The sequence below is a fragment of the Amycolatopsis sp. NPDC057786 genome (assembly GCF_042797905.1).
Lineage (GTDB): Bacteria > Actinomycetota > Actinomycetes > Mycobacteriales > Pseudonocardiaceae > Amycolatopsis.
In genome coordinates, this window is sequence record NZ_JBHVKW010000078.1 from 1 (window position 1) to 24991 (window position 24991).

33 protein-coding genes are annotated in these 24991 nt (G+C 68.8%); 13 read left to right on the forward strand and 20 right to left on the reverse strand.

Annotated elements, in window-relative coordinates:
* Positions 1-25: 25 nt before the first annotated feature.
* Positions 26-526, reverse strand: coding sequence for a MarR family winged helix-turn-helix transcriptional regulator (locus ACFVM3_RS30490; RefSeq protein ID WP_378443392.1), 501 nt, complete (start codon positions 524-526; stop codon positions 26-28).
* Positions 527-590: 64 nt separating this feature from the next.
* On the opposite strand from ACFVM3_RS30490, the gene ACFVM3_RS30495 reads away from it, so the two are divergent.
* Positions 591-1091 (forward strand): cupin domain-containing protein, encoded by a 501-nt coding sequence (locus ACFVM3_RS30495; protein WP_378443393.1) that lies wholly within the window; start codon positions 591-593, stop codon positions 1089-1091.
* Here ACFVM3_RS30495 and ACFVM3_RS30500 read toward each other — a convergent pair.
* The 3 genes from ACFVM3_RS30500 to ACFVM3_RS30510 all read right to left on the reverse strand — a co-directional run bounded on the left by ACFVM3_RS30500 (position 1085) and on the right by ACFVM3_RS30510 (position 3017).
* A complete protein-coding gene (locus ACFVM3_RS30500; RefSeq protein WP_378443394.1) occupies positions 1085-1918 on the reverse strand; it encodes a hypothetical protein in 834 nt (277 codons plus the stop codon). The genes ACFVM3_RS30495 and ACFVM3_RS30500 overlap by 7 nt on opposite strands.
* A gap of 78 nt (positions 1919-1996) precedes the next feature.
* Entirely contained in the window at positions 1997-2200 is a 204-nt protein-coding gene (locus ACFVM3_RS30505; RefSeq protein ID WP_378443395.1) for a DUF86 domain-containing protein, read from the reverse strand.
* Positions 2201-2210: 10 nt separating this feature from the next.
* The gene (locus ACFVM3_RS30510; RefSeq protein ID WP_126735288.1) at positions 2211-3017 is read right to left on the reverse strand and encodes an exodeoxyribonuclease III; all 807 of its coding nucleotides are present in this window, start codon (positions 3015-3017) and stop codon (positions 2211-2213) included.
* A 45-nt stretch (positions 3018-3062) separates the two neighbouring features.
* On the opposite strand from ACFVM3_RS30510, the gene ACFVM3_RS30515 reads away from it, so the two are divergent.
* Positions 3063-3806 carry an MBL fold metallo-hydrolase gene (locus tag ACFVM3_RS30515; protein WP_378443396.1) on the forward strand — a complete coding sequence of 248 codons (744 nt, stop codon included), beginning with the start codon at positions 3063-3065 and terminating at the stop codon, positions 3804-3806.
* Between the two features lie 106 nt (positions 3807-3912).
* On the opposite strand, the gene ACFVM3_RS30520 is transcribed toward ACFVM3_RS30515, so the two are convergent.
* Positions 3913-4218, reverse strand: a complete 306-nt coding sequence (locus ACFVM3_RS30520; protein WP_378443397.1) for an SH3 domain-containing protein — start codon at positions 4216-4218, stop codon at positions 3913-3915.
* A 191-nt stretch (positions 4219-4409) separates the two neighbouring features.
* Positions 4410-5633 carry an NADP-dependent isocitrate dehydrogenase gene (locus tag ACFVM3_RS30525; RefSeq protein WP_340684632.1) on the reverse strand — a complete coding sequence of 408 codons (1224 nt, stop codon included), beginning with the start codon at positions 5631-5633 and terminating at the stop codon, positions 4410-4412.
* A gap of 325 nt (positions 5634-5958) precedes the next feature.
* Here ACFVM3_RS30525 and ACFVM3_RS30530 point away from each other — a divergent pair, with 325 nt between their 5' ends.
* The 3 genes from ACFVM3_RS30530 to ACFVM3_RS30540 all read left to right on the forward strand — a co-directional run bounded on the left by ACFVM3_RS30530 (position 5959) and on the right by ACFVM3_RS30540 (position 8066).
* Positions 5959-6381 carry a hypothetical protein gene (locus ACFVM3_RS30530; RefSeq protein ID WP_378443398.1) on the forward strand — a complete coding sequence of 141 codons (423 nt, stop codon included), beginning with the start codon at positions 5959-5961 and terminating at the stop codon, positions 6379-6381.
* A gap of 83 nt (positions 6382-6464) precedes the next feature.
* A complete protein-coding gene (locus ACFVM3_RS30535; protein WP_378443399.1) occupies positions 6465-7049 on the forward strand; it encodes a hypothetical protein in 585 nt (194 codons plus the stop codon).
* A gap of 21 nt (positions 7050-7070) precedes the next feature.
* Positions 7071-8066: a DUF2203 family protein gene (locus ACFVM3_RS30540; RefSeq protein ID WP_378443400.1), complete on the forward strand. Its 996-nt coding sequence runs from the start codon at positions 7071-7073 to the stop codon at positions 8064-8066.
* A gap of 2 nt (positions 8067-8068) precedes the next feature.
* Here the strand turns inward: ACFVM3_RS30540 and ACFVM3_RS30545 are convergent, their stop codons facing one another.
* The 3 genes from ACFVM3_RS30545 to ACFVM3_RS30555 form a co-directional block, all read right to left on the reverse strand.
* The gene (locus ACFVM3_RS30545; protein WP_378443401.1) at positions 8069-8242 is read right to left on the reverse strand and encodes a hypothetical protein; all 174 of its coding nucleotides are present in this window, start codon (positions 8240-8242) and stop codon (positions 8069-8071) included.
* Positions 8221-8610, reverse strand: coding sequence for an esterase/lipase family protein (locus tag ACFVM3_RS30550; RefSeq protein WP_378443402.1), 390 nt, complete (start codon positions 8608-8610; stop codon positions 8221-8223). Before ACFVM3_RS30550 ends, ACFVM3_RS30545 begins: the two co-directional genes overlap by 22 nt.
* A gap of 115 nt (positions 8611-8725) precedes the next feature.
* Positions 8726-9160 carry an Lrp/AsnC family transcriptional regulator gene (locus ACFVM3_RS30555; RefSeq protein ID WP_378443403.1) on the reverse strand — a complete coding sequence of 145 codons (435 nt, stop codon included), beginning with the start codon at positions 9158-9160 and terminating at the stop codon, positions 8726-8728.
* 115 nt (positions 9161-9275) lie between these two features.
* Here ACFVM3_RS30555 and ACFVM3_RS30560 point away from each other — a divergent pair, with 115 nt between their 5' ends.
* Positions 9276-10115: an NAD-dependent epimerase/dehydratase family protein gene (locus ACFVM3_RS30560; RefSeq protein WP_378443432.1), complete on the forward strand. Its 840-nt coding sequence runs from the start codon at positions 9276-9278 to the stop codon at positions 10113-10115.
* 5 nt (positions 10116-10120) lie between these two features.
* Entirely contained in the window at positions 10121-10945 is an 825-nt protein-coding gene (locus tag ACFVM3_RS30565) for an aldo/keto reductase (RefSeq protein ID WP_378443404.1), read from the forward strand.
* Here the strand turns inward: ACFVM3_RS30565 and ACFVM3_RS30570 are convergent, their stop codons facing one another.
* Positions 10946-11560, reverse strand: a complete 615-nt coding sequence (locus ACFVM3_RS30570; RefSeq protein WP_378443405.1) for a LysE/ArgO family amino acid transporter — start codon at positions 11558-11560, stop codon at positions 10946-10948.
* A gap of 66 nt (positions 11561-11626) precedes the next feature.
* On the opposite strand from ACFVM3_RS30570, the gene ACFVM3_RS30575 reads away from it, so the two are divergent.
* Both ACFVM3_RS30575 and ACFVM3_RS30580 read left to right on the forward strand, forming a co-directional pair.
* Positions 11627-12505, forward strand: coding sequence for a LysR family transcriptional regulator ArgP (locus ACFVM3_RS30575; RefSeq protein ID WP_378443406.1), 879 nt, complete (start codon positions 11627-11629; stop codon positions 12503-12505).
* A gap of 38 nt (positions 12506-12543) precedes the next feature.
* A complete protein-coding gene (locus tag ACFVM3_RS30580; protein ID WP_378443407.1) occupies positions 12544-13131 on the forward strand; it encodes an HhH-GPD-type base excision DNA repair protein in 588 nt (195 codons plus the stop codon).
* Here ACFVM3_RS30580 and ACFVM3_RS30585 read toward each other — a convergent pair whose 3' ends face one another.
* The 4 genes from ACFVM3_RS30585 to ACFVM3_RS30600 are packed head-to-tail and all read right to left on the reverse strand — an operon-like array spanning position 13132 to position 15418.
* On the reverse strand, positions 13132-13698 hold the full coding sequence (locus tag ACFVM3_RS30585; RefSeq protein WP_378443408.1) for a GNAT family N-acetyltransferase: 567 nt from the start codon (positions 13696-13698) through the stop codon (positions 13132-13134).
* A gap of 7 nt (positions 13699-13705) precedes the next feature.
* Positions 13706-14260, reverse strand: a complete 555-nt coding sequence (locus tag ACFVM3_RS30590; RefSeq protein WP_378443409.1) for a hypothetical protein — start codon at positions 14258-14260, stop codon at positions 13706-13708.
* 8 nt (positions 14261-14268) lie between these two features.
* Positions 14269-14913 (reverse strand): spermidine synthase, encoded by a 645-nt coding sequence (locus tag ACFVM3_RS30595; RefSeq protein ID WP_378443410.1) that lies wholly within the window; start codon positions 14911-14913, stop codon positions 14269-14271.
* Positions 14914-14935: 22 nt separating this feature from the next.
* Positions 14936-15418 carry a TrmH family RNA methyltransferase gene (locus tag ACFVM3_RS30600; protein ID WP_378443433.1) on the reverse strand — a complete coding sequence of 161 codons (483 nt, stop codon included), beginning with the start codon at positions 15416-15418 and terminating at the stop codon, positions 14936-14938.
* A gap of 141 nt (positions 15419-15559) precedes the next feature.
* Here ACFVM3_RS30600 and ACFVM3_RS30605 point away from each other — a divergent pair, with 141 nt between their 5' ends.
* Positions 15560-15748, forward strand: a complete 189-nt coding sequence (locus ACFVM3_RS30605) for a DUF1918 domain-containing protein (RefSeq protein WP_125680051.1) — start codon at positions 15560-15562, stop codon at positions 15746-15748.
* A 3-nt stretch (positions 15749-15751) separates the two neighbouring features.
* Here ACFVM3_RS30605 and ACFVM3_RS30610 read toward each other — a convergent pair whose 3' ends face one another.
* Positions 15752-16921 (reverse strand): MFS transporter, encoded by a 1170-nt coding sequence (locus tag ACFVM3_RS30610; RefSeq protein WP_378443411.1) that lies wholly within the window; start codon positions 16919-16921, stop codon positions 15752-15754.
* Between the two features lie 176 nt (positions 16922-17097).
* On the opposite strand from ACFVM3_RS30610, the gene ACFVM3_RS30615 reads away from it, so the two are divergent.
* Together ACFVM3_RS30615 and ACFVM3_RS30620 are read left to right on the forward strand one after the other, a co-directional pair.
* Entirely contained in the window at positions 17098-17412 is a 315-nt protein-coding gene (locus ACFVM3_RS30615; protein WP_378443412.1) for an ArsR/SmtB family transcription factor, read from the forward strand.
* A gap of 184 nt (positions 17413-17596) precedes the next feature.
* Positions 17597-18769 carry an MFS transporter gene (locus ACFVM3_RS30620; RefSeq protein ID WP_378443413.1) on the forward strand — a complete coding sequence of 391 codons (1173 nt, stop codon included), beginning with the start codon at positions 17597-17599 and terminating at the stop codon, positions 18767-18769.
* A 61-nt stretch (positions 18770-18830) separates the two neighbouring features.
* On the opposite strand, the gene ACFVM3_RS30625 is transcribed toward ACFVM3_RS30620, so the two are convergent.
* Complete coding sequence (locus ACFVM3_RS30625) at positions 18831-19130, reverse strand: DUF3017 domain-containing protein (RefSeq protein ID WP_034304513.1); 300 nt, start codon at positions 19128-19130, stop codon at positions 18831-18833.
* A gap of 117 nt (positions 19131-19247) precedes the next feature.
* Between ACFVM3_RS30625 and ACFVM3_RS30630 the strand changes: the two genes are divergently transcribed.
* Complete coding sequence (locus ACFVM3_RS30630) at positions 19248-21953, forward strand: glycohydrolase toxin TNT-related protein (protein WP_378443414.1); 2706 nt, start codon at positions 19248-19250, stop codon at positions 21951-21953.
* Positions 21954-22025: 72 nt separating this feature from the next.
* Here ACFVM3_RS30630 and ACFVM3_RS30635 read toward each other — a convergent pair whose 3' ends face one another.
* The 4 genes from ACFVM3_RS30635 to ACFVM3_RS30650 all read right to left on the reverse strand — a co-directional run bounded on the left by ACFVM3_RS30635 (position 22026) and on the right by ACFVM3_RS30650 (position 24902).
* Positions 22026-22613 (reverse strand): pentapeptide repeat-containing protein, encoded by a 588-nt coding sequence (locus ACFVM3_RS30635; protein WP_378443415.1) that lies wholly within the window; start codon positions 22611-22613, stop codon positions 22026-22028.
* Between the two features lie 22 nt (positions 22614-22635).
* Positions 22636-23703, reverse strand: a complete 1068-nt coding sequence (locus ACFVM3_RS30640; protein ID WP_378443416.1) for a reverse transcriptase family protein — start codon at positions 23701-23703, stop codon at positions 22636-22638.
* A gap of 139 nt (positions 23704-23842) precedes the next feature.
* Positions 23843-24325, reverse strand: coding sequence for a VOC family protein (locus ACFVM3_RS30645; RefSeq protein WP_378443417.1), 483 nt, complete (start codon positions 24323-24325; stop codon positions 23843-23845).
* Positions 24326-24392: 67 nt separating this feature from the next.
* Positions 24393-24902 carry a hemerythrin domain-containing protein gene (locus tag ACFVM3_RS30650; protein ID WP_378443418.1) on the reverse strand — a complete coding sequence of 170 codons (510 nt, stop codon included), beginning with the start codon at positions 24900-24902 and terminating at the stop codon, positions 24393-24395.
* Positions 24903-24991: the final 89 nt, after the last annotated feature.

The window sequence follows — 24991 nt, forward strand, 5'->3', positions numbered from 1 at the left end:
GCATATGACGCGGCGAAGGGCCCCTTCAGTTTTCGAGGGATGCCAACAGCCGTCGCAGCGACGCGTCCAGGACGCCGAGGTCCTCGCCGAGCGGCGAGAGCAGCTTCGCGACGTTCTCCGTGTGCTCGGTCATCGCGGTGTCGACGACTTCGAACCCGCGCTCGGTCAGCGTGACCCGGAAGCTGCGCCGGTCTTCCGGATCCAGCGCCCGCTCCACCAGCCCTGCCGACTCGAGCCGGTCGATCCTGCTGGTCATCCCAGCCCTGGACATCATCAGCGTCGCGGAAAGCTCGGACGGGATCAGCGTGTACGGCTTCCCGGATCGCCTGAGTGCCGCGAGCACGTCGAACTCCCCCTGCTTCAAGCCGTGCTTCGCGAACACGGCTTCCACCTTGGGAGTGGTCAGCATCGCCACGCGGCCGAGGCGGCCCGCGACCCCGATCGCGGTCAAGTCCAGCTCCGGCCGCTCGCGACGCCACGCGCCGACGACCGCGTCTATCGCGTCCGTGTCTCGTTCTTCGCTCACGGGCGCAGTCTATTCGACAGGAGATAGTTTGACAGCGAACTATCAGCGGTGAAACTATTGCGCCATGGCCCAGCACATCGAAACCCGTGAACCCGTCCTCGTCCGCGCCGCCGAAGCCGAGACCGTCGGCGCGGCCCCCACCTTTGTCACGCTGCTCGCCGACGTCTCGACCACAGGCGGAGTCATGAGCAGCGCGCGAACACGGTTGGGCGTCGGCGCCGATGGAGCCTCGCCGCACTATCACACCGGCTCCTCCGAGATGTTCTTCATGCTCGACGGAAAGCTGGAAGTCCTTGTAGGAGAAGAGATCGTCACCGTTTCCGAAGGCGACACGCTGGTCGTCCCACCGCTGACCACGCACGCTTTCCGCGCGACCGTCGACTCGTCGGCGGACGTCCTGATCGTGTTCGTCCCCGGCGTGGAACGGTTCGACTACTTCCGCCTACTGGAGAAGGTCGGGCATGGCGAAGCGACCGTCCAGGATCTCTTGGACAGCCAGGAAAAGTTCGACAACCACTTCGTCGAGAGTCCAGTGTGGACGGAGAGCGCGAAGTCCCGTCAATAACCGCGCGGCGGATACCCCGGCTGCGGGTACTGCGGTGGCGGGTAGTGCGGCGGCGGGTAACCCTGATGCCGCGGCGGGTACGGCTGCTGTCCGTACTGCGGCGGAGGCGGGTACGGCTGCGGATAGCCGGGATTCTGCGGTGGATACGGCTGGTGCGGGTACGGGGGCTGCTGCGCGGCGGGCTGACCACCGCCGAGGTGGAACGGCAGCAGCGACACCAGTTGCGCGAGACGCCCGAGCGTCGAAAGCACCTCATCCGGCTTGGTCCGGCCGAAGGTCGGATTCTCGACGTAAACCAGTTCCGCGCCCACCAGCGACCAGGTGTGCAGCTTCAAGGACCGCATTGTGGCGGCGACCTGTGGTGTCAGCACGCCGACCGCGACGTTCGGATCGGTGTCGATCAGCTTGTACCAGCGGTTGAACTTCCGGTCCGCGGTGGCGGGTTCCGGATACCGTTCGACGTCCCAGGCGGATTCGATGCTCGACACGATCTGGAAGTTCGGCATCGGCGCGGGCAAGGTGACGGCCCAGACCGTGTCGATCGAGATCGTGTCGAGCTCGTTGACCTTCTTGTTGGTCCAGCGTGTGTGCACGCTCGTGACCGTCGGGCGTCGGTGATAGTCGAAGACGCTGAACCGCAGCCCTTGATACATGCCGCTCAGCGCGCCGAACGCCATCCGCTTGTCGCCGCGTTGGTTGAACGGCAGCACGGTCCACCGTTCCAGCATGTTCGGCGCGTCCGGGCTGAACTCCCACCCGTACTGGCCGGACATCGCGTAGCGCTCGGCGTTCGTCGCCTCGATGCGCCTGGCTTCGTTCGTCTCCATGACACCCCCGGATCTCCTTCGCGCAGGCCACCGGCGCGTGGTCGATTCAGACATCCAGCAACCGCCGCAGAACGCCGATCAACCTGGGAGCCACTCAGTAAGCCCCTGCCACACCAAGGCATCATCGACCGTCGCGTAACCATGGATGAGGATGTTACGAAATGCGGCGATACGCCCGAGGTCAGGCGCTTGTGCCGCCAAGTCTCTATCCGCTTTGGACAGCTGGTTCAGCGCCTCCTGATTGTGCCGTGACCGGCTCCCGCCGGTCACGGTGAATTCCATGACCGACGGGCTATTCGGAGTAGGTGGCCGTCACCGGCGCGTGGTCGGACCAGCGCCGGTCATAGGACTCGGCGCGCTCGACCACGACGGAGGTGCACCGCTCGGCCAGGCCCGGAGTGGCGATCTGGCAGTCGATGCGCCAGCCGGTGTCGTTGTCGAACGCCTTCCCGCGGTACGACCACCAGGTGTACGGGCCGGGGCCCTCCGGGTCGAGCTTGCGCTGTACGTCGACGTAGCCGGCCTCGCTGAACACGCGGCCGAGCCATTCCCGCTCCTCCGGCAGGAAGCCCGAGCTCTTCTGGTTGCCGCGCCAGTTCTTCAGGTCGATCTTGTCGTAGGCGATGTTCCAGTCACCCACGACGACGACCTCACGGCCGCCGGCCTCGGCCTTGGCCCGCAGGTCTACGAGGTACGGCAGGAACGCCGCCATGAAGCGCTCCTTCTCGTCCTGGCGCGGGGTCCCGACGTCACCGCTGGGCAGGTACAGGCTCGCGACCACGACGTTCGGCAGGTGGATCTCGGCGTAGCGGCCGCTGTCTTCGAATTCGGGCTCGCCGAAACCGATGCGGACCTCTTCCGGCTCCGCCCGGCTGAAGAGCATGACGCCGTTGCGCCCCTTCTGCGCGGACGGCGCGTGCACCACGTGCCAGCCCTCGGGTGCGGCGGCACCGGCCGGGAGCTCCTTGAGCTCGGCCCGGACCTCCTGGCAGGCGACGACGTCGGCCTTCGTCGAGCCCAGCCACTCGACGAAGCCCTTTTTCGCGGCGGCACGGAGGCCGTTGACATTCACAGTGGAGACGGTCAGCACCCGTCGCACGCTACCCGGAGGGTCCGACAGAATCGGCACTGGGAGACTGCGCGCATGAGCGAGCTGACCGTACTGGGCAGCTGCGGCGCCTGGCCGGAACCTGGCCGGGCCTGCGCCGGCTTCCTCCTGGTCCACGAGGGTTTCAAAGTCGTTCTCGACCTCGGCTACGGCGCCGCGTCACGGCTGTTCGAACACTGCCCGGACGGCCGGGTCGACGCGGTGGTGGTGACGCATGAGCATCCCGATCACTGCGCCGATGTGAGCGCGCTCGGCCGGGCCCGTGCCTATGGGCTGCCGGACGAGCCGAGGATCCCGCTGCATTGCACGCCGGGCACGGTGCGCCGGCTCGAAGCGCTGGAGCCGCGACCGCATCCGACGACGATCTTCGACGTGCGCGAACTCGGCCCGCCGCGCGAGGTCGGGCCGTTCCGGATGACCGCGTTCCTGCTACCGCACCATGTGCCGAACTACGGAGTCCGCCTGACCGCGCCAGGGCTCACCGTCGCCTACACCGGTGACAGCGGGCCGAGCGCGATCATCGCGGAACTGGCGCGAGACGCCGACCTCCTCATCGCCGATGCCACGCTTCAGGGCCCGTCGCCCGACGCGACGCCGCGCCTGGTGTCGACGGCGGGCGAGGCCGGGTACTGGGCCGAGCGAGGCGGCGCCCGGCGGCTCCTGCTGACCCACTTCTGGCCCGGTTCCGACCGCGGGATCTCGGTGGCCGAAGCGCGGAAGGAGTTCAGCGGCGAGGTGCTGGCGGCCAAGGAAGGCACCCACCTGCGTTTCGCGGGCTAATCGCGATCCCCCAGGTCAGAGCACCCCACCCGCGTTTCGCGGGCTAAACGCGATCCCCCAGGTCAGAGGCCACTTGCGTTTCGCGGGCTAAACGCGAACCCGCAGGTCACGGGCCGCATTTCGCGCCTTCGACCGGGGGCGCGAACTCGGCGGAGACCCACTTGCCCTCGGCGATCTTGCGGAAGCCGTTCTCGACCACCGGCTGCGCGTCGATCTTCGTGTCCTTGACGTACTTGCCGACGATCTTCTGCCCAGCGGGGGCGTCGCGCGCGTTGAGCACGTCGGCCGTCACCACGACCTGGCAACCGGTCGGGCTCGACGCGCTCGACTCCCTGTCCTGCCCCGAGATGGCGACGACGACGATCAGCGCCAGTCCGCCGCCGATGAACAAGACCGGTTTCGAGATGGCCATGATGGTCACTCCTCGAACAAGGGAATCGTTTTCTGTCCGGTCCAGAGTGGCAGAAGCGGGGGCGGTCGCCCAGATCCCGGATTGCCAACCACCCGGAGGCGCCAACCCGGCCCGGTCACGGGCTACCCACCGTCACGACGCGAAAAGGCCCCCTTCCGCGAGGGAAGGGGGCCTTCAAGCGTTCACGGGACTCAGCCCTGGGCGATCTTCTCGGCCAGGTTGGCGTCCAGCGTCGCGAGGAACTCCTCGGTGGTCTGGAACGGCTGGTCCTTGCTGATCAACAGCGCGAGGTCCTTGGTCATCTTGCCGCTCTCGACGGTCTCGACGACGACCTGCTCCAGCTTGTTGGCGAAGCCGATCAGCTCCGGGTTCGAGTCGAGCTTGCCGCGGTGCTCGAGCCCACGGGTCCACGCGAAGATGGACGCGATCGGGTTGGTCGAGGTCGGCTTGCCCTGCTGGTGCTGGCGGTAGTGCCGGGTCACCGTTCCGTGCGCGGCCTCGGCCTCGACGGTCTTGCCGTCCGGGGTGCGCAGCACCGAGGTCATCAGGCCCAGCGAGCCGAAGCCCTGCGCGACCGTGTCGGACTGCACGTCACCGTCGTAGTTCTTGCAGGCCCAGACGTAGCCGCCCTCCCACTTCATCGCCGCGGCGACCATGTCGTCGATCAGGCGGTGCTCGTAGGAGATGCCCTTGGCGTCGAAGTCGGCCTTGAACTCGGCCTGGTAGATCTCCTCGAACACGTCCTTGAACATGCCGTCGTAGGCCTTCAAGATGGTGTTCTTGGTCGACATGTAGACCGGGTACTCACGGTCGAGGCCGTACTGCAGCGAGGCGCGCGCGAAGTCCTCGATGGACTTGCGGAAGTTGAACATGCCCATGGCGACGCCGCCGCCCTCGGGGTACTGCGCGACCTGGAACTCCATCGGCTCGGAACCGTCGGCCGGGGTGTAGGTCATCGTCAGCGTGCCGGGGCCGGGGACCTTGAAGTTGGTCGCCTTGTACTGGTCACCGTGCGCGTGACGGCCGATGATGATCGGCTTGGTCCAGCCCGGCACCAGGCGCGGGATGTTCTGGATGACGATCGGCTCGCGGAAGATCACGCCGCCGAGGATGTTGCGGATCGTCCCGTTGGGCGAGAGCCACATCTTCTTCAGGCCGAATTCTTCGACGCGCGCCTCGTCCGGCGTGATGGTGGCGCACTTGACGCCGACGCCGTGCTTCTTGATCGCGTTGGCGGAGTCGATGGTGATCTGGTCGTCGGTGCGGTCCCGCTCCTCGATGCCCAGGTCGTAGTACTCCAGGTTCACGTCCAGGTACGGGTGGATCAGCCTGTCCTTGATGAACTGCCAAATGATGCGGGTCATCTCATCACCGTCGAGCTCGACGACGGTGCCCTGGACCTTGATCTTGGCCATGAGCAGCGGTGCTCCTTCCGCGGATCTTCGCGTTCTACTTCAGTCTCCGGTAGCGGTACAAGCGTACTGCTTAACGGTGCTGGATGGTTCCAGTAGTGGTCGGTATCAAGTCTCCACGAGGCGGATGTGTCCGACGTCACCCGGTCGTACGACGGCCATCCGGCCGTCACGGGAACGGCGGCGACCGCGTCATCATCGAACAACACTCCACCGCCGGCCCACCGGAAAGGGCGATCCCATGTCGACCAACCCTTACGCCGTGCCTCCGTACGAGCAGCCTCAGGCACCGGAGCCCTACGCCCAGCCTAGGCAAAGCAGTCGCGCGGTGCCTCGGGTGATCAGCGGCCTCGGCGGTTTCCTGCTCACGCCGGTCGCGCTGGGCGTCACGATCTACGGCGGCTCGCGGCTGCAGCGGGGGTTCTCGCAGTCCCTGACCGTCACCGAAGACCCACTCGGCCTGGTCCTGCTGGTCGTCGGCGGCTTGCTTCTGGTCGGCGTCGCGTTCCTCGGGGCGTTGTCCGGGCTCGGGCCGGCGCTGGGCGGAGCGGTGTGGGGCGTGCTGCCCGGCGTGGCGTTCTTCGTGAGCCCGCGCGACGTCATGAGCTTCATCTACGACATCGGCGGCAGCGGCCTTGGCGTCGGCCTGGTGACCTGGCTTGTGATGGGCGCGCTGGTCGGGAGCGGTTTCCTGCTCATCGGGGCCGGTCTGGTGGGCACCCTCGCGCGGCGACGCTCAAATCGCGTTTAGCGGGCTAAACGCGATCCGCCGGAGATCGAAGTGAACCGAAGGGGGCCGGCGTCCGTAGTCCGGTGCAGGGAGGTGACCCGTCCATGTCATCGCACCGGTACGTCGCGGAGTACGACGACGAGGACTACCAGGAGTACGGCGAGTACGAGCGGCCCAGAGACCCGCGCAGGCCGTACGAGGACGTCGAGTCGTATGAACCGTACGAGCCCTTCGACGACGACCCGGTACCCGAAGACACGCGCGCCGGCAGAGGCGTGCGTCGCGTTCTCAGCGGCGCGGGTGGCCTGATCCTGACGCCGGTCGCCCTCGGCCTGCTGGCCTGGGGCGGCCTGCGGCAGCAGATGCTCGTCCAGGCAACGCTCAGCACCCAGCGTGACGTCCTCAGCATCGGCCTCCTGGTGGGCGGCGGGATCCTGCTGCTGTCGGTCGGGCTGCTCGGCGCGCTCTCGGCGACCGGCCCGATACTCGGCGGCCTCGTCTGGGGTGTCGCCCCAGGCGTGGCCACCATGGCGGTCCCGGAGTGGGGTTTCCGGCTGGTGAAATACCTGCCACAGAACGACGTCACCTACGGCGTCACGAGCTGGCTCTTCATCGGCGGCCTGCTCGCGACGGGCTTCCTCCTGACCGGCGCTGGCCTCGCGTCGAGACTCGCCCGGCGACGCCGCTGAGCGGGCTGGGACCATCGGCGCATGGGTTTGTTCACCGTTCCCGAAGCCCGCGCCGAGCTCGCCCGGCTACGCCCCGTGCTGGACGAACTGGTCCGGCTCCGCGCCGACGCGGCCGAACTCGCCGCGTCTCTGCGCCCTGGCGGCCGCGAGACCTCGCTCGGCGGGATGCCGGAATGGAAGGCCGCGCAGGCCCGGCTGGACGACCTGATGACCACCGTCCAGCGGACGGGTGCGGAGCTGAAGGGATTCGCCCCGCTCCTGATCGATTTCCCGGCCGAACTCGACGGCGCCGACGTCCTGCTCTGCTGGCTCGAAGGCGATGCGGAGCTGTCCTGGTATCACCGCGCCGACCTGGGTTTCGCCGGACGCCGCCGCCTCCCGGATAAGGTCGCGGTCGTGAGTGAAGAGATCGCGGCCGGGCTGTTCGACGGCATCGCCGCGCGCTACGACGAAGACACCTTTCACGGCTTGGTCGCCGACGCGCTCGTCGACGGCCTCGGCAGCACGACGCCCGAGCGCGTTCTCGACGTCGCGACCGGGACGGGGGTCGCCGCGTTCGCCGCGCTGCGCCTGGACCCGGGCGAAGTGCTCGCGATCGACATCTCACCGGGCATGATCGCCCAGGCCGAGACGAAGGCGGCGACGCACGATCCCGGCAAGCGCATCACCTGGCAGGTCGCTTCCGCGGTCCCGTCGCCGGTGGAGGACGAGGGAGCGGACGCCGTGCTGTGCGCGTCTTCGCTGCACTTCCTCGGCGCGGCCGCGCTCCGCGACTGGCTGCGGGCACTGCGTCCGGGCGGCAGGGTGGGCTTCAGCCTGCCGCTCGCTTCGGCGTTCCGGCCGTCGGAGGCGTTCGCCGCCATCGTCCCCGCCGACCTGAAGCTGCCGGAAACCGAGGACGACGCGGCGGAACTGGCCTCCGAAGCCGGCTTCACCGAGGTGACCGTGAAACGCCTCGACGTCGAGACCGAGGATCGGGTCCGCTCGGTGTTCGTGGTGCACGCGACCAGGCCCTGACCCTACAGCGGCGCGAAGAACGGCACGCACTTCGGCGCGAGCGCGTTCTCCGGGTCGAGCGCCTTGAGGATCAGGCTCGTCACGTTCGGATCGATCGCCTGGCTCAGATGCCCCGAACCGTCGTAACCGCATATGTCCTGCAGCACGATGTCGGTCACGCCCGGTTCGTCCAGCACACACTCGATCGTGGCGGCTCACGATGCTCGTGTAAGTCGGCCCCGGCACGGTCACGCCGTCGCGGGCGAGATCGTCGAGGAACGCCGACGGCGCCGGGTATTCGCGGCACGCCCGCACACGCCGTCGGCCAGGAAAGGCCGTCGAGCGACGTGCCCTTGAAGTTCGAGCCGAAGCCGACGAAATGCTTCACCTTGTCCGCGCCGGTACTCGTCCGCACACGGTCGACGAACACGCCGAGCTCGACGGCGCTCTTCCGCATCGAGGGGAGCCCGCCGAACAACTGTCCGCCAAGGACGGTGGCGCCGTAGTTCAGCGAATAGACGCAGTAACCGGCGTCCTTGAGCTTCGGCGCTTGGTGGAACAGCACCTCGCTTTCGCCACCCGATCAGCGTGGTGAGGATCCGAGCCCGCATACCCCGCCTCCGGTTACTCGACCGGAACCTGGAGAACGACCAGACTCACCCGTCAGTTCTTGGGGCTGATCACAAAGGCAGCAGGACTCGGCGTTCGATCGGGCTGGACATGACGATCGACGTCGTCGTGGCGCCCAGCACGGAGAGGTCCTCCAGCAGCTCTTCCAGGTGACTGGTGTCGCGCACGGCGATCTTCAGGATCCAGCAGTCCTCGCCCACCACGTGGTGGAGTTCGAGGATTTCCGGCCGGTCCATGATCTTCCGCGTCCGCGGGTGCCGGACGGTGAACCCGCTGTGCGGCGCCATCCGCACGAACGCCCGCAGCCCCAGGCCGATCCCGGCCGGCGAAACGAGCGCCGCGTAGCCGGTGATCGTGCCGTCGGCTTCGAGCCGCTTGACGCGCTCGCCGACAGCGGCGGGACTCAGCGAAACGCGACGCCCGAGCTCGCTCAAGGTGATGCGGCCCTCCTCCTGGAGAAGTTCGAGGAGTCGCCGGTCGATCACGTCCAGTGAGCTTTCAGTGAAACCACGATTCGACCGAGAATCTTTCAGTGATTCCGCTGTTTCGCCCATGTTCTCCCCTTCAACCACCCGGATCGCCACCGTAACACTGGTGACCATGAAGAAAGTGCTCGTTCTCGGCGGAAGCCGGTACTTCGGCCGCGGGGTGGTCGAGCGGCTGCGTGACGCCGGTGCGGACGTCACCGTCCTCAACCGCGGGTCCGCGCCTGCTCCCGGCGGCGTCGCCCACCTGATCGCGGACCGCGACGACGAAGCCGGGCTGAAGGCCGCGCTGGGTTCCCGCTCCTTCGACGTCGTTCTCGACCAGGTCTGCTACACGCCCGTCCAGGCGCAGATCGCGAGCCGCGTGTTCCGCGCGGACCGCTACGTGATGACGTCCACGATCGAGGTCTACGACCAGGCCCGGACGGAGACGCCGATGACCGAATCGCTGGTCTCCCCCGTGCCTGTCGACCTCGGGGCGCCTTCGTACGACTACGGCGAAGGCAAGCGGCAGGCCGAGACGGTCTTCGCGGCGGCGGACACACCGTTCGTTTCGGTGCGCGTCGCGCACGTCCTCGGCGGCGCGGATTTCACCGGGCGGCTGCGCCATTACGTCGAACGGCTGGACGCGGGGGACGCCGTGGACGTCCACGTCGAACCGCGGCCGTCGACCTTCATCCACGCGAGTGAGATCGCGGACTTCCTGACCTGGGCGACGCTCGCGGACTTCACCGGCCCGGTCAACGCCGGCTCGCACGGCGAACTGTCGGTGCTCGATCTCGCCGCCGCCATCAGCACGGAGCCGCGGTTCCGGGTCGTCGAGCGGGAGGCCTCACCGTTCTCCTTCGACCGGTACGCCGTCCTGGACACCTCACGTGCGACCGGCCTCGGTTTCTCCTTCTCCACCACCACCGATTGGCTCGCCGAAGCCATCGAAGACGTCAGAAAGGCTTGACCCACATGCGTTACCGCAGCATCGGAGATGTCGAAGTGAGCGCGATCGGCCTGGGCGCGATGCCCCTGTCGATCGAGGGCCGCCCGGATCGCGACCGCGCGATCGCCACGATCCACGCCGCGCTCGACGCCGGTGTCACGCTGATCGACACGGCCGACTCCTACCACTGGCACGCGGGCGAAATCGGGCACAACGAGGAGCTGATCGCCGACGCGCTGTCCATCCACAGCGGATCGGACGCGGTGCTCGTCGCCACCAAGGGCGGTCGCGGCCGTCCCGGTGACGGTTCGTGGACCGTCACCGGGACTCCCGCGCACCTCAGGAACGCCTGCGAGGGCTCACTGAAGCGGCTCGGCGTCGACGCCATCGGGCTCTACCAGCTGCACAAGCCCGACGCGAACGTGCCGTGGGCGGAGTCCGTCGGTGCGATCAAGGAACTGGCCGACGAAGGCAAGATCCGCCTCGCCGGGATCTCCAACGTCTCCCGCGCGCAGATCCTCGAAGCGCGGGACATCCTCGGTGAGACCCTCGTTTCGGTGCAGAACGAGCACGCGCCCGCGAATCTGTCGCACGAACCGGAACTGGCCCTGTGCACCGAACTCGGCCTCGCCTACCTGCCGTGGGGTCCGCTCCGCGGCATCGACGGGGAATTCCTTGCCGTGGCTGAAGAACTCGGGGTCAGCCCGCAACGGGTCTGCCTGGCCTGGCTGCTCGCCAAGTCGCCGTCGATGATCGTGATCCCAGGCTCGACGAGGCCCGCCACGATTCGTGACTCGGCGGCCGCGGCCGATCTGGTGCTCACCGCCGAAATGCTGGCTCGGTTGCCGTGATCAGGCCCCGGCCACCAGTGCCACCCCCAGGCCGATCATCGTCGCGGCGACCAGACCGTCCAGCACCCGCCACGACGAAGGCTTGCGGAAGAACCCGCTGAGCAGCCGGGCGCCGAAACCGAGCGCGAGGAACCAGATCACGCTGGCCGACACCGCACCCACGCCGAACGCCCACCGGTCGCTGCCGTGTCCGGCCGCGATGGCGCCGAGCAGGAGGAGGGTGTCGAGGTAGACGTGCGGATTCAGCCAGGTGATCGCCAGCGTGGTCAGCACGATGCGGCGCAACGATCCGCCGGTCTCCGGGCCGCCGGTCTCCAGCGCGGACGGCTTGAACGCGCGACGGGCCGCGAGGGCGCCGTAGCAGAGCAGGAAAGCGCCGCCGACCAGCGCGACGATGGTCAGCGCTTCGGGTGACGTCCCCACCAGCGCGCCGACCCCGCCGACACCGAGGCTGACCAGGATGGCGTCCGAGAAGATGCAGATCAGCACCACGACGAGCACGGCTTCGCGCCGGATGCCCTGGCGCAGCACGAAGGCGTTCTGCGCGCCGATCGCGACGATGAGGGCCATGGTGGCGCCGAACCCGGCGACCGCGCTGAACAGAACGTCTCCCATGCGGACAACACTAGGAAGCCACTCGTCAACAGTACAGCTAAAGATTCTTACGTAAGATTAGCGTTCGTGATGACAGATCTGCCCCTCGACCTGGTCCGCACACTGCTGGTGGTCGCCGACGAAGGCACGTTCGACGCGGCGGCGTCGGCACTGCACGTGACCCCGTCGGCGATCAGCCAGCGCGTCAAGGCGCTCGAACAGCGCACCGGCCGGGTCCTGCTGATCCGCACGAAACCGGTGCGCCTCACCGAATCCGGGCAGGCGGTGGTGCGGTTCGGCCGTCAGATGGCGCTGCTGGAGGCCGACACACGGGCCGAACTCGGCCTGACCACCGGCGACGAGCCGGTCCGGCTGACGATCGCGGTGAACGCCGATTCGCTGGCGACCTGGTTCCTGCCCGCCCTCACGAGGGTGCCGCCCGAGCACAAGATCTGCTTCGAACTGCATCGCGAGGACCAGGACCACACCACGACCCTGCTGCGGGAGGGCCTGGTGATGGCCGCCGTGACGTCGTCACCCGATCCGGTCGCGGGGTGTTCGGTGCACCGGCTCGGGCACATGCGCTACCTGGCCGTCGTGAGCCCGGCACTCGGCACGGACCTCGACCTCGCCGAAGCACCCGTCGTCGTCTTCGACCGCCGTGACGACCTCCAAGACCGCTTCGCGCGCGAGCGCGGCACGATCGCGAGCCGGCTGCGGCACTACGTCCCGTCGTCCGAAGGGTTCTTCGACGCCGTCGCGGCCGGGATGGGCTGGGGCATGGTGCCGCTCGCGCAGATCGGCGACCGGCTGCGCGACGGCAGCTTCGTCTGCCTCGACCCCGATCACCCGATCGACGTACCGCTGTTCTGGCAGCAGTGGAAACTCGACTCCCCCGCGCTGGCGGCGGTTTCGGCCGCCATCACCACGGCGGCCGCGGAACTGCTGGTCGACCCACAAGGATGAAGACGCGCGGATCGGCCCGGTCGTGAGATCCTGGGCGCATGACGCGCGCATTGCACCTGGTCGGGGACGAGGAAGCGGACCGGCTGCTCACCGAAGACCCGTTCGCGCTGCTCGTCGGGATGCTCCTCGACCAGCAGTTCCCGATGGAACACGCGTTCCGCGGCCCGCAGAAGATCGCGGACCGGATGGACGGGTTCGACATCGGGAAGATCCACGCGATGGACACCGAGACCTTCGTCGAGCTGTGCGTGATCCCACCCGCGATCCACCGCTACGGCGCCTCGATGGCCCGCCGGGTCAAGGATCTCGCGCAGCACGTCGTCGAGGTCTACGACGGCGACGCCTCCCGGATCTGGACGTCCGGACGCCCCAAGCCGGACGGCCCCGAAGTGCTTAAACGCCTCAAGGCGCTGCCCGGCTACGGCGACCAGAAGGCCGCGATCTTCCTCGCGCTGCTCGGCAAACAGCTCGGCGTGCAGCCCAAGGGCTGGCGCGCGGCCGCGGGCGCGTACGGCGACCGCGGCTCACGGCGCTCGATCGCCGACGTCACCAACGCGAAGACCCTCGGCGAGGTGCGCGCGTTCAAGAAGGCGGCGAAGGCCGCTGCCAAGGCGCCCGCGAAGTAGCTACTTCTTCCCGGCTCCCGGCCACGGTCCCGGTGTCTCGGCGGGCAGTTCAGCCTGCTCGACCTCGGTGCGGACCAGCCGGAAGCCGCGGGCCTGGTAGTTCTTGAGCGCGGCCGGACCGTCCGTGGTGCAGGTGTGGACCGTGACGCGGCGCGTCGGCGTCTTGCCCGGCCAGCGCTCCGCGAGCGCCCACGCCTCCCGCAACGCGACGGTCAGCAGGTGCCCGCCGACGCCCTTGCCGACGAACGACGACATCAGGCCGAAATACGCGAGTTCGACCTCGCCATCCGCGCTGCCGTCAAGCTCGAAATAACCGCACGGCGTCCCCTGCGCGTAGGCCACCCAGGTCTCGACGCCCGGCCTGTCCAGCCACTCGACCCACTGCGTCCACGTCCAGCCGAGCCGGTCGATCCAGAACCAGTCGCCGCCGACGGCGGTGTAGAGGTAGCGGTTCAATTCCGGGCTGACCAGCTCGGCGCGGGTGACCGTCACCGGGACGGACGGCGGTTTCGCCGCGCTCAGCTCGTCCGGTGAGGTCTGCTCGAGGTGCCAGGTCGTGATCTCCATGAGGCGATCATTTCAGCCAGACCCGCAGCGGACCCAGCGCCGTGTAGCCGTTGCGGAGGGCGGCGTCGAGATCCTCGCCGCGTTCGTAGCCGGTGATCGGCAAACCGGGGAAGCTGGCCGCGACGGCCGAGGTCGCGCCGCGCCAGGCGTCGTCCAGGTCGCCCTGAGTGTACAAATTGGACAGTCCGGCGAAGTCGCCGTCCTGGTTGGCCGTCACTCCGGCGGCACCGCTCGCCCACACGGCGACGGACGGGTCGTCGAAGGGGTCGGCTACCCGGGACCAGCCCGGTTCGAGCGGTGGCTCCGCCGTACAGGTGATCCAGGTGGCCTCGAAAAGCACCTCGAAACCCAGCGGCGCGAGATCAAGGCAGGCGAAGCTGTCCTTCACCGCGCAGCCCGGCGAGGTGTCGATTCCGTCCAGCAACTCCGCCGCCGTCGCGTCCGGGGTCAGGGTCATCGCGTCCGGATACATCGGTGGTGTCCGGCGGGCCGACTTCCAGACGCGGGCAGTGAAGGTGCCCGTCCGGCACACCGTGTCGCACCAGCGGGCGTTGACCCGCACGGCGTCCGCTACACCCGCGCGAACCACAGCACGTCCGGTTCTCCCTGCGGCACTGGGATCTTCAGCTCGCGCACCTCACCGAACCGCGTCCGGAGCCGCTTCGCGAACGACGGCACCGACTCGGCGCTCCACACCCCGAGCACCCCGCCGGGCCGCAGCCGCGCGGCGAGCATGTCGAGGCCTTCGTTCCGGTACAGCTTCGCGTTCCCGTCGGTGACCGTCCACTCAGGACCGTTGTCGATGTCGAGGCACAGCGCGTCGAACCGTTCTTCCGTCCGGCGCAACCACTTCACCAGATCGGCCTCGACGACGGTGACCCGGTCGTCGGACAGGGCGTCGCCGTGGACTTCCCTGAGCGGGCCCTCACGGTTCCAGCCGATCACGGCGGGCTCGCGCTCGACGACCACGACCTCGCCGACACCGGGATGATCCAGCGCGGCGCGCAGCGAATAGCCGACACCGAGGCCGCCGATCAGCATGCGCGCCTTGCCCGGCACCAGGTCCGCCGCCACCGACACGAGCAACCGTTCGGATTCACCGTTCCGGGTGTCCATCAGGAAGACGCCGTTGGCGATGACCTCGAAATCGGCCCCGGCCCGGCGGAGCACCAGTTCGCCGCTTTTCCCGGCGACTTTGTCGAGTACGTCGGTCATCCGGGCAGCCTATCGGCGACGGTCACAGCAGTCCCGCCAATTTGTACAGGACGAGACTGCCGGCGACGGCGACGTTGAGGCTCGCGCCGGTACCCACCATGGGGATTTCGACGACGGTGTCGAGAAGGCCGAGCGCGTCCGGCGGAATGCCCTGCTGCTCATGGCCGAGCACGGCGATCGTCCGCCCCCGCGCGGGCGCGAGATCGGCGAGACGCACGGCCTCGTCGGCGAGTTCGACACCGACGATCGCCGTACCCGCGGCCCTTTCCCGCGTCAGCCAGCCCGGCGGATCGTGCACCCAGTGCACACAGGCCGGACGGCGCAACGTGTTCCCCCTGCGCAGCGCCTCGGGCACCCACGGAAACCGCGGCACGGCGAGGCAGGCCCCCACCGCGTCACAGGTTCGCAAAAGGGTGCCGAGGTTCGCTCCGTGCAGTGGCCACAGCGGCGCGGCGACGAGATGTCCCCAACAGGAGTGGGCTTTCCTTCTTCTGGCCGCGCGCAGTTCCGAAGGCGTGCGGACCCGGATCGACGGGCTCACCGGACGTGAGGCGTCGCGCCTCCAAGGATTTCGAGGATCATGAGGACACTGTAGCGAGAATCACCCCGACGCTCCTAACCTTGTAGGCGTCGGAGGTGATTTCTCATGCAGGCGACCGTCGGAGACGAGATCCACGTGCACGGGCGCACGGTCGGCTCGGCCGAGCAGCACGGTGAGATCCTCGAGGTACGCGGCGAGCACGGTGCCCCGCCGTATCTCGTCCGGTTCGCGGACGGACACGAAGGGCTGGTGTTCCCCGGCCCCGACTGCGAAGTCCAGACTCGCGCCGAGTAGTCGTCACTCGGCCAAGGCGGGCCGCGGCACGCGGCTCCGCCAGCCGGCCACGACCACGGCCGCGCCGAGCGCGGTCAGCACCGCCGCGATCTCGGGCAGCAGGAGCGGCCCGCCGCCGCTCAGCACCGCTCCTCCGACCAGGCCGGAGAGGCCGACGCCGAGATAGATCGCGGAGGCGTTGAGCGAGAGGACGAGCCCGGCGTTCCGCGGGGACAGCTCGATCAGCCGGTGCTGGATCGGCGGGTTGATCGACCAGGTGGCCAGGCCCCAGAGGAAGAGGACGACGGCCGCGCCCGCCACAGTGGTCGCCACCAGTGGCAGCAGCGCGAGCACCACGGTGATCCCACCGAACACGACCAGCAGCGGTCCCCTGGCGCCCCACCGGTCGGTCGCGCGGCCGCCGAGGACGTTGCCGAGCGCGCCGCCCGCGCCGTAGACGAACAGCAGCAGGCTGACCGTCGTGCCGTGGACGCCCGCCGTGGCCGACAGGACCGGCGAGATGAAGGTGTAGACGGAGAACGCGGCGAGGCAGCCGAGCACGGTCGCGCCGAGCATGGCGAGTACGCGCGGATCCTTGGCGACGGTGAACCGTTCGGCCAGCCGGACCGGAGGCGGCGCTGGGACGGCGGGTAGGACCAGCCGGACCGCGAAGGCGCCGAGAAGCGAGAAGGTCGCGACGAGTGCGAAGACGGCCTGGTAGCCGACGCTCTGCGAAAGGACGCTGCCGAGCGGGACACCCAGGATCGTCGCGACGGTGAGCCCGCCGAAGACTAGCGCGACCGCGCGGCCCCTGCGTTCCGGCGAGGTGAGCTCGGCGGCGACGGCGCTCGCGGCCGGAGTGAAGACCGCCGCGCCGATCGCGGTGACGACCCTGGCGAGGAGCAGGGTCACGTAGCCGGGCGCGAGGGCGGCGAGGGCGTTGCCGATGGCGGTGACGACGAGGGCCGCGACCAGGAGCGTGCGCCGCTCCCAGCGGCCGGTGACCGCGGCGAACAGCGGTGAGCCGACCGCGTACGCGATGGCGAAGGCGGTGACCAGCTGGGCGGCGGCCGTCTCGGAGACCGCGAGCTCGCCGGTCAGCGCGGGCAGCAGCCCGGCGACGACATAGCCGCTGGTGCCGACCGCGAACGTGCCGAGCGCCAGCACCGCGGTCCTGGGTGGTGCGAAGGTCATGACTCCCCAGCTCCAGACCCCACAGATCGCGTTTAGCCCGCGAAACGCAGGTCGGCGCCGGATCGCGTTTAGCCCGCTAAAGGCGACATGGGGTCGTTGTTCGATGGTTGTCGTAGTTCGATGGAGACCGTACTACGAACTCGCTGGAAGTTCGAGGGGCGTCGTACTATGGACGAATGGCCGCGACGCAGCAGTACGTCTATCCCGATCAGGACGACATCCGGATCGAGGCGGTCCTAGCCGCGCTCGCGGACCCGGTGCGGCTCGACATGGTCCGCCAACTGGCCGAGTCGGGCACCGAGATCTCCTGCAGCGGATTCGACGTCGCCGTGACCAAGTCCACACTCACCCATCACCTGCGCACGCTGCGCGAAGCGGGGATCATCATGGGCCGCCAGCAGGGCACCGCCCGCTACAACTCGTTGCGCCGCAAGGATCTCGACGAACTCTTCCCCGGCCTGCTCCAGGGCGTGCTCGCCGCCCGGCGCTGAGGGTGGTCAGCCTCACCCGAAACCGGGATGACAAAGGCCCCCTCGATCGGTTGAACTGGACACAGGACAGCGAGGCCGCACGCGCTGTCTTCTTTTGTGCCTGAGACCTAAATCGATTCAGCTCCCACCCGCGACGCTGGGGCGAGTAATCGTTTACCCAAGTACGACCCCCGGAAGGAGAGCCGTGCCCGTCGCGCTGCTCGCGCTCGCCATCGGTGCCTTCGGCATCGGGACCACCGAATTCGTCATGATGGGCGTGCTGCCCGAAGCCGCCGCGGACTTCGGCGTGTCGATCCCGTCCGCCGGTTACCTCATCTCCGGCTACGCCCTTGGCGTCGTGGTCGGCGCCCCGCTGCTCACCGCCGCCGCCGTCCGCCTGCCGCGCAAGACGATGCTGCTGGCGATGATGGGCCTGTTCACCCTGGGCAACGCCCTCTTCGCACTTTCGCCGAACCAGGAGTTCGGCGTTGCCTTCCGCTTCCTCGCCGGTCTGCCGCACGGCGCGTTCTTCGGCGCCGGCGCGGTCGTCGCGTCCAGCCTGGCCAAGCCGGGCGAGCGCGCGAAGGCCGTCTCGATGATGTTCATGGGCCTGACCCTGGCCAACGTCGTCGGCGTGCCGCTGGGAACGCTGCTCGGTCAGAAGGTCGGCTGGCGCGCGACCTTCGGTGTCGTCGCCGTGATCGGTCTGCTCGCCATGGCCGCGATCGCGAAACTGGTCCCCCACCAGGGCAAACCGGTCGAGCCGTCGCTGCGCGGCGAACTCGGCGCCTTCCGTCGCCCGCAGGTGTGGCTCGCGCTCGCGATCGTCACCTTCGGCCTCGGCGGCGTGTTCGCCTGCCTGTCCTACATCGCGCCGATGCTGACAGACGTCACCGGCTACTCGCCGTCCCACGTCACGCTGCTGCTCTCCCTGGCCGGGGTCGGCATGACGATCGGCAACTACCTCGGCGGCAGGCTCGCCGACAAGGCGCTGATGCCGAGCCTCTACGTCTCGCTGATCGGGCTCGCTTCGGTACTGGCGATCTTCACCTTCACCGCGAACGGCAAGGTCGGCGCGGCGGTGACGATCTTCTTCGTCGGTCTAGCCGGCTTCATGATCGGCCCGATGATGCAGGCCAGGATCATGGAGAAGGCGGGCGGGACGCCGTCGCTGGTCTCGGCCGCCGTGCAGTCGGCGTTCAACATCGCGAACTCCATCGGCGCCTACCTGGGCGGTCTGGTGATCGCGGGCGGACTCGGCCTGGTCGCGCCCAACTGGGTCGGCGCGTCACTGGCCGTCCTGGGGCTCTCGCTGGCCGTGGTGTCCGGCGGTATGGACCGCCGTGAAGCCCGGCTCGCCCCCGCCATGGCTTCCTGAGCCAAGTACATGAAGGCCCCCTTCCTTGCGCCTAGGTACAGGAAGGGGGCCTTCATGTACTTCAGGACAGGGGGCCGCCGGTGATCGTGAAGGCGATGAACAGGATCAGGACCGAAAGCGCGCCGTAGGTCAGGACGTCGACCGGTTTGCCCCGGATCGCCAGCAACCCGGCCTTCGCCTCGGGCAGTACCGCCCGGAGGAGGCCGGCGAGCAGCAACGCGCCGCCGATCAGCGCGGCCCCCTGCCGCCAGTGGTACTGGCCGATCCGGAGGGCGGCGACCGCCACCACCAGCATCACCAGGAGGAACGGCAGGTGATGGAGCAGTGCCCCACGGTCACGCCGTTGTCCGGCCACCGCCATCAGTCCTCGTCCTTCAGGGTCTCGCGGGCGATTCGGTTCACTCGGTCAGTATCCCGGGTGAGTGACCCGGCACCAGGTCAGGGCGTCTTCCGGACAGTCAATAGCGGCAAAACCCACATGCGGGGTGCACACGAGCGCGGATACGGTCAAAATGTGACCGTGGCACAACCGACGACTCAGTTGAACGCGACCGAGCAGGACACCCTGGTCAAACAGATCGGCCTCGCCCTGCTGCGGGCCGCTCCGCGTGATTGGCGGAAGGTGACCGCCGAGTACCGAGCCGTCGGCAGGTACCACGAGATGACCGGCGAGATCATCACCGAGGACGGCACCTCGCACGAATGGGTCGCGACGCACGACATCGCGACGCTGTTCGGCAGGCTCCGTGCCGGGATGTACCGCGACGGCCGCGGCACCTGGTTCAACGCCCGTTACCAGCTCGACCACCCGTCCAGCTACAACCTCGAGTACAACCGCGACGAGCCCCAGTGGCGCCTCGCGCCGCCTCCGCAGGCGCTCTCCGACGAACTGCGCATGTTCCCCCGCTCCGAGGAGAACGTGCCCGAATGGCTGATCCGGCGCATGTCCGGCCTCGGCCCCGAGCAGCCAGGGCCGCATTTCCGTATCGCCCGCATCTTCGACACCATCGGCCCGGCCGGGCGTCCGGTGATCAACCGGCCCGACCTGGAGATCGAGGAGCAGGACAGGCTGCTCGAGTATCTCGACCACGCGCCGCTGGTGGTCACCGAACGCGGCTACGACATCGACCGGCTCGCGCAGACCCCCGAGGCCACCGTCCCGGTCGCCTTCCACAGCGATGGGCAGTGGATCTGGCCCGCCGCCGTGAACTTCTACCTGCGCCAGTACGGCGTCTCGCCGGAGCTCGATCTGATCGAGCACGTCCGGCAGAACGACTTCACGCTTCCCGAGGTCGACGGCCAGACGCTGCAGGCCGCGGCGGGGTACCTCACCAGGGGGAGCCAGCCTCCGCAGCAGCGTCCCAACGGCCCGGGTGGCCCCGGCGGACCGGGTGGACCTGGTGGGCCCAACAACGGCTCGCCCGCGGGTCCGCCTCCGCAGGGGCCTCCGCAGAGCGGCCCGGTGCCGCCCCAGCAGCAGGCAGCGCCCGGTCAGGCCGGACCCGGTGGTCCCGGCCCGAACCAGGCGGCCGCCCAGCCGCCCGTCCCGCCGCCGCATCAGCAGGGCGCGGACCAGGCGGCGGTGGCCGCCGCGGCCGCCGCTCCGGTCGCCGCGGCGGCGGCCGTCCCCTCCGCCGGGACAGGCGTCCCGGACCAGGCCGAGCAGGCCCAGCGGTACGAAGACGACTACGACACCCAGGACTACCAGGCGCAGGACTTCCACGAAGCCGCCGCCGAGCAGCAGTACGAAGCCGGTTACGAAGACCAGTACGCGCACGACGAGGCGCGGTTCCACGAGTCCGAGCAGGACGTCTTCACCGACGAGGAGCGGCAGGGCGGCGCACCCGAGCCGGAACCTCGGGCCGACCCGGAGGCCACCACGTATGCGCGGGACCCGCAGGTCGACGCCTACGAGCAGCCGCCGGTCGAGGAAGAGCAGGACGCGTACGCCCGGCAGGACGAAGACCAGCCGTACGCGCCCCCCGAAGAGGAGACGACGACCGGGTACACGCCGGTCGAGCAGGCCGACGCGGGTCCCGCGCTGCCTCTCCTCACGCACGACGCGGAGCCGAACGTGGCGCCCCCGCCGTCGGACACCGAGGTCACGCAGGTCGACGCCCCGCCGCAGGAGCGGGGGACCTTTGCTACCGCCCCCGTGCCCCAGCCGGAGCTCGCGCCCCGACGTGAGGAAACGCCGCAGCGACGCGTCGAGCACCCCGAGCCGGTGCTGAACGAGCTGCAGGCGAAGTTCGACGAACTCGACGTGCCCGGCGACGTCTATCGCATCGGCTCGCCCACCGAGCACGGCTGGAGCGTCGAGCAGGTCGACGGCGGCGGCTGGCGGGTCGGCTGGTACGACGGGAAGCTGACCAATCCGGCGGTGTTCGGCGACGCCGAGGACGCGGCCGCGTTCATGCTCGGCAAGGTCCTGCTGAACCCGAACGGCGCTCCGCCTCCCGCGGAACAGCCCGCCGCCGAGGAGGAACCCGTCGAGGAGGCGCCGTCGCCGCCCGTGATGGCGACACTGTCCCCTGAGATCGCCACCGGTTCGCATCCGGTGCCGCCGCGGGAATCGATCCCGGCACAGGAACAGACCGCGTTCACGACGGCCGAAGAGCTGCTCGGGGACGATGTGGACGACGAGCCCGCCCCCGCGCCGGTCCCGCCCGCTCCCCCGGCGCGGCCGAACCCGGTGCTGGCGAGCCCGCCACCCGCGCCGCCGCGGCGCGAGCCGCCGGTGACGCCGCCTGTGACGCCGCCGCCGGTGCGGCGCGAGGAACCGGCCCGTCCGGCCGCGGCGGCGAGCGCCGGGGCACCCGACGCCAAGCAGAACTGGCCGATCTCGCCGCTCAACGGTGAGCCGCCGCTGACGCTGTTCCGCGGCAAGGAGCTGCGTGAGCTGCCCGCCGGCAGCGAGCTGGACCGCTTCGGCGGCCCGAACGGCAACCTGACCTACGCGGCAGGGACGCCGTTCGAGGAGCGCTCGCTCGTGCCGGAGTGGGTGAACCGGCCGTACCATGTCTATCGCGTGCAGCGTCCGCTCGAAGCCCTCGCCGGTGTCGCGATCCCGTGGTTCAACCAGCCCGGTGGCGGGTCCGCGTACCTGCTCCCCGCGTCCATCGAGGAACTGCTCGCCGAGGGTGACCTCATCGAGCTGGACCCGGGCGAACCGCCGATCGACTAGCACCCGCAAGCGCTATGAAAGGTCCTTTCCTCGCAAATTTTGCGAGGAAAGGACCTTTCATAGCGTGTGGGGTCAGTGGATGACGAGGCCGTGCGCGGCGGCGTAGGCGATCGCGGTCTCGGTGTCCACGTGCACACCGGAGAGGTTCGCCTGCACCAGGCCGTTGGCGTCGAGCCGCGCGCCGCGCAGGTCCGCGCCTTCGAGCTTCGCGCCCGCCAGCCGGGCGCCGGTCAGGTCCGCACCGCGCAGGTCGGCACCGGTCAGGTCCGCGTCGAGCAGGTTCGCCTCACGCAGCCGCAGGCCACCCAGGTCCACTTTGGACAAACGCGCCTTGCCGAGCGAGACCAGGGAGAGATCACATTCGGTGAAGGCGATCTTATGGAACCGGCAGTCCACAAAGGACGATCCGAGCATCGAGCAGGAACTCCACCGCGTACTCGCCAGCACACTGCGGTCGAAGGTGCACGAGCGGAACGCGGACGCCTCGTGCCGCGAGCCTTCGAAGTCGACCTTGGTGAAGTCGCACTGGTCGAAGGTGCAGCCCTGGGTGCGCAGCCCGCGCAGGTCGGCTTCGGTGAAATCACAACCGACGAAACTGCGTTTTTCCCACCACTGCTCGGAAAGAACGGCTTCTCGGTAGTCCTCCGCAGTCTCGATCACCCGTCCAGGATCGCATACCCGCTCACGTCCAGGTGATCCCGCCGAACAAGTCGCGCAGCTTCGCCGCCCGGCGCTCGGACGACGCGGCGATCCAGCCGATCCGGCCGAGCAGATGGGCGCGGAAGTCCGGATGACCGGCCCGGTTCTGCTCCTCCGGGCCGGTCCGGACGCAGTTGTGGAGCAGCGCGCGCAGGGCGTCGTAGTCGGCACGTGTCGCGGCGGGCGCGCTGTTGACCACCAGTCCCGCGACCCGTTGCCGCTGGTGCGCGGCGGCGATCGACGTCTTGTCGTCCCGGAGCCGGAAGCCTTCGTCGGTCACGATCCGCCGGACCCCTGGCAGCAACCGATGCAGCGGCAGGGAATCCCCGGAGAACGCCAGATCGTCGGCGTACCGCGTGTAGACCGCGCCCAGCGCACGGGCGAGGCCGTCGAGCCGCCGGTCGAGATGGTGCGTGACCGCGTTCGCGACCGCGGGCGAGGACGGCGCGCCCTGCGGAAGATGCGTGGCCGCCAGGTTGCTTAGCAGCCGCACGCGCGCCGGAGTTCGCCGTCCCCCTGGCACGGTGGCGAGGACGTCCGGAGGAACGGCCGTGGTGAGCACGCCCGCCAGCGCTTCCGCCACTGCGGGTGGATACCCCGCGAGGGCGAGCAGCGCCGAAATCCGGCGCGCGGACACCGCCGGGAAGAACCCTTCGAGGTCCATCCTGACCACGGTTTCCCGACCCACGTGCGGTGCCGCGCACGACATCGGCGACCGGCCGCGCCGGAATCCGTGCGCCGCCTCGTGCACCGGCAGCGCGTCGACGACGTGCCGCACGATCCGGCGTTGCAGTTCGGCGATCCGTGGCTTCGGCCGCTCGATGAGCCGCACTCCGCCAGAAGCGGTCGGAATCCAGCGATAGGTGTAGTGCCGGACCGGATCGGCGGCACGTCTGTTCCAGTCCTTCGCGTCGGCGAACCACGAGAGCTCGCCGGGCGTCAGGTCGAGGGCGGCGGCGCAGTCGTCGAAGGTCGCCCAACGGGCCACCTGGAATCGCCAGACCGGCTGGGGTTCGAGGAGCGACGCGGAGGTGACTCTTTCTCCTGTCATCCGCGCGGACCCGCAAGCGAAGCATGCCGCTCTCGCGCGGGGCGCCTTGTCTCGCTGTCTTCGTACTCCCCGGGGTTGCCCCGGAGTGGGTGGTGCTCCACCGGCTCACCTCCGCGTCGCGATCACCACCCTACCGAAATCAGCGGCTCGGGATGATCTCCGAGCTCGCCACATAGTTCATGGCCTCGATGAACTTCGGATCGTTCATCCGGCGCTCCATCTCCGGGTAGTCGAGGTCGACCACCCTGGTCTGGATCCACCAGAGGTTGCCGAACGGGTCGAGCACCCGGCCGACACGGTCGCCGAAGAAGAGTTCGGTCTGCTTCGTGACCTCTTTGGCGCCCGCCTCGATCGCCCGGCGCTGCGTCTCGATGCTGTCTTCGACGTAGAGCCGCAGGTACGCCGGAGTGTCGACCCAGTGGTCCCGCGAATCGAACAGCATGACGACCGAATCGCCGATCCGGACCTCCGCGTGCCCGATCTTCCCGCCCTCGACGTACACCGGGTCTCCGATGGGCTCGGCGTCGAATACGCGCTTCAGGAAGTCGATCACGCCCGCGGTGTCTCGCGAGATGATCCACGGGGTGACCGAGTGGTAGCCATCGGGGATCGGGTTGCTCATCAGGGTTCTCCTCAGTCGTCGTGTGCGATGAGAAGAACGCTAGAGCCCGTATAGGACAGCTCGTGTCCTAATGCGATTTCAGCAGGAAAGGCGGCTTCGACTCCTGCCACTCCGGCATGTCCAGCGAGTTGAGCACCTCGACGATCCGCTTCTCTTCGTAGCGGAAATGCGTCTCCATGATCGCCGTGAGGCCGTCCAGCTCCCGTTGGACATGCAGGATCTCGGCCTCACTCGACCCGGGGCCGACCCCGGCGACCAGCTCTTCGAGCCGTTCGATGATCCCGGTCATGACCTCGTGGTCGTGCGCGAGCTCTTCGAGCGACGGCCGCAGTGCGGGGAATTTCTCCGCCAGCACAAGGAAAGCTCCGCCGTCCTCACCGGTGTGATGTCTGGTCAGCGCCGAGCAGAAGGTAAGGCAATGCGCGCGGAGGTCGCGCAGCCGCTCGGCGCGCCCCGCCGCGACCGACCCGAGGTCGTCGTGCAGCGCGGCCAGCTCTTTACGCAGCCAGTTGTGAACCTGAACGAGTTGATTTCCGAACGCCGTCAACCGGCCGTCCGTCCGAGAAGGGGTTTCCATGATTTCCCATGGTCCGGCGCCTCCATGCCCGCGACGGTCTCTTTGCCGGGTGCACTGCGACGCTGGAAACACTTCAGCACGGTCTCCCG

Coding starts and splice junctions, on each gene's coding strand:
- ACFVM3_RS30495 (WP_378443393.1), top strand. CDS start 591: ATGGCCCAGCACATCGAAACCCGTGAACCCGTCCTCGTCCGCGCCGCC.
- ACFVM3_RS30500 (WP_378443394.1), bottom strand. CDS start 1,918: ATGGAGACGAACGAAGCCAGGCGCATCGAGGCGACGAACGCCGAGCGC.
- ACFVM3_RS30505 (WP_378443395.1), bottom strand. CDS start 2,200: ATGGAATTCACCGTGACCGGCGGGAGCCGGTCACGGCACAATCAGGAG.
- ACFVM3_RS30515 (WP_378443396.1), top strand. CDS start 3,063: ATGAGCGAGCTGACCGTACTGGGCAGCTGCGGCGCCTGGCCGGAACCT.
- ACFVM3_RS30520 (WP_378443397.1), bottom strand. CDS start 4,218: ATGGCCATCTCGAAACCGGTCTTGTTCATCGGCGGCGGACTGGCGCTG.
- ACFVM3_RS30525 (WP_340684632.1), bottom strand. CDS start 5,633: ATGGCCAAGATCAAGGTCCAGGGCACCGTCGTCGAGCTCGACGGTGAT.
- ACFVM3_RS30535 (WP_378443399.1), top strand. CDS start 6,465: ATGTCATCGCACCGGTACGTCGCGGAGTACGACGACGAGGACTACCAG.
- ACFVM3_RS30540 (WP_378443400.1), top strand. CDS start 7,071: ATGGGTTTGTTCACCGTTCCCGAAGCCCGCGCCGAGCTCGCCCGGCTA.
- ACFVM3_RS30560 (WP_378443432.1), top strand. CDS start 9,276: ATGAAGAAAGTGCTCGTTCTCGGCGGAAGCCGGTACTTCGGCCGCGGG.
- ACFVM3_RS30565 (WP_378443404.1), top strand. CDS start 10,121: ATGCGTTACCGCAGCATCGGAGATGTCGAAGTGAGCGCGATCGGCCTG.
- ACFVM3_RS30570 (WP_378443405.1), bottom strand. CDS start 11,560: ATGGGAGACGTTCTGTTCAGCGCGGTCGCCGGGTTCGGCGCCACCATG.
- ACFVM3_RS30580 (WP_378443407.1), top strand. CDS start 12,544: ATGACGCGCGCATTGCACCTGGTCGGGGACGAGGAAGCGGACCGGCTG.
- ACFVM3_RS30585 (WP_378443408.1), bottom strand. CDS start 13,698: ATGGAGATCACGACCTGGCACCTCGAGCAGACCTCACCGGACGAGCTG.
- ACFVM3_RS30595 (WP_378443410.1), bottom strand. CDS start 14,913: ATGACCGACGTACTCGACAAAGTCGCCGGGAAAAGCGGCGAACTGGTG.
- ACFVM3_RS30605 (WP_125680051.1), top strand. CDS start 15,560: ATGCAGGCGACCGTCGGAGACGAGATCCACGTGCACGGGCGCACGGTC.
- ACFVM3_RS30610 (WP_378443411.1), bottom strand. CDS start 16,921: ATGACCTTCGCACCACCCAGGACCGCGGTGCTGGCGCTCGGCACGTTC.
- ACFVM3_RS30615 (WP_378443412.1), top strand. CDS start 17,098: ATGGCCGCGACGCAGCAGTACGTCTATCCCGATCAGGACGACATCCGG.
- ACFVM3_RS30625 (WP_034304513.1), bottom strand. CDS start 19,130: ATGGCGGTGGCCGGACAACGGCGTGACCGTGGGGCACTGCTCCATCAC.
- ACFVM3_RS30630 (WP_378443414.1), top strand. CDS start 19,248: ATGCGGGGTGCACACGAGCGCGGATACGGTCAAAATGTGACCGTGGCA.
- ACFVM3_RS30640 (WP_378443416.1), bottom strand. CDS start 23,703: ATGACAGGAGAAAGAGTCACCTCCGCGTCGCTCCTCGAACCCCAGCCG.
- ACFVM3_RS30645 (WP_378443417.1), bottom strand. CDS start 24,325: ATGAGCAACCCGATCCCCGATGGCTACCACTCGGTCACCCCGTGGATC.
- ACFVM3_RS30650 (WP_378443418.1), bottom strand. CDS start 24,902: ATGGAAACCCCTTCTCGGACGGACGGCCGGTTGACGGCGTTCGGAAAT.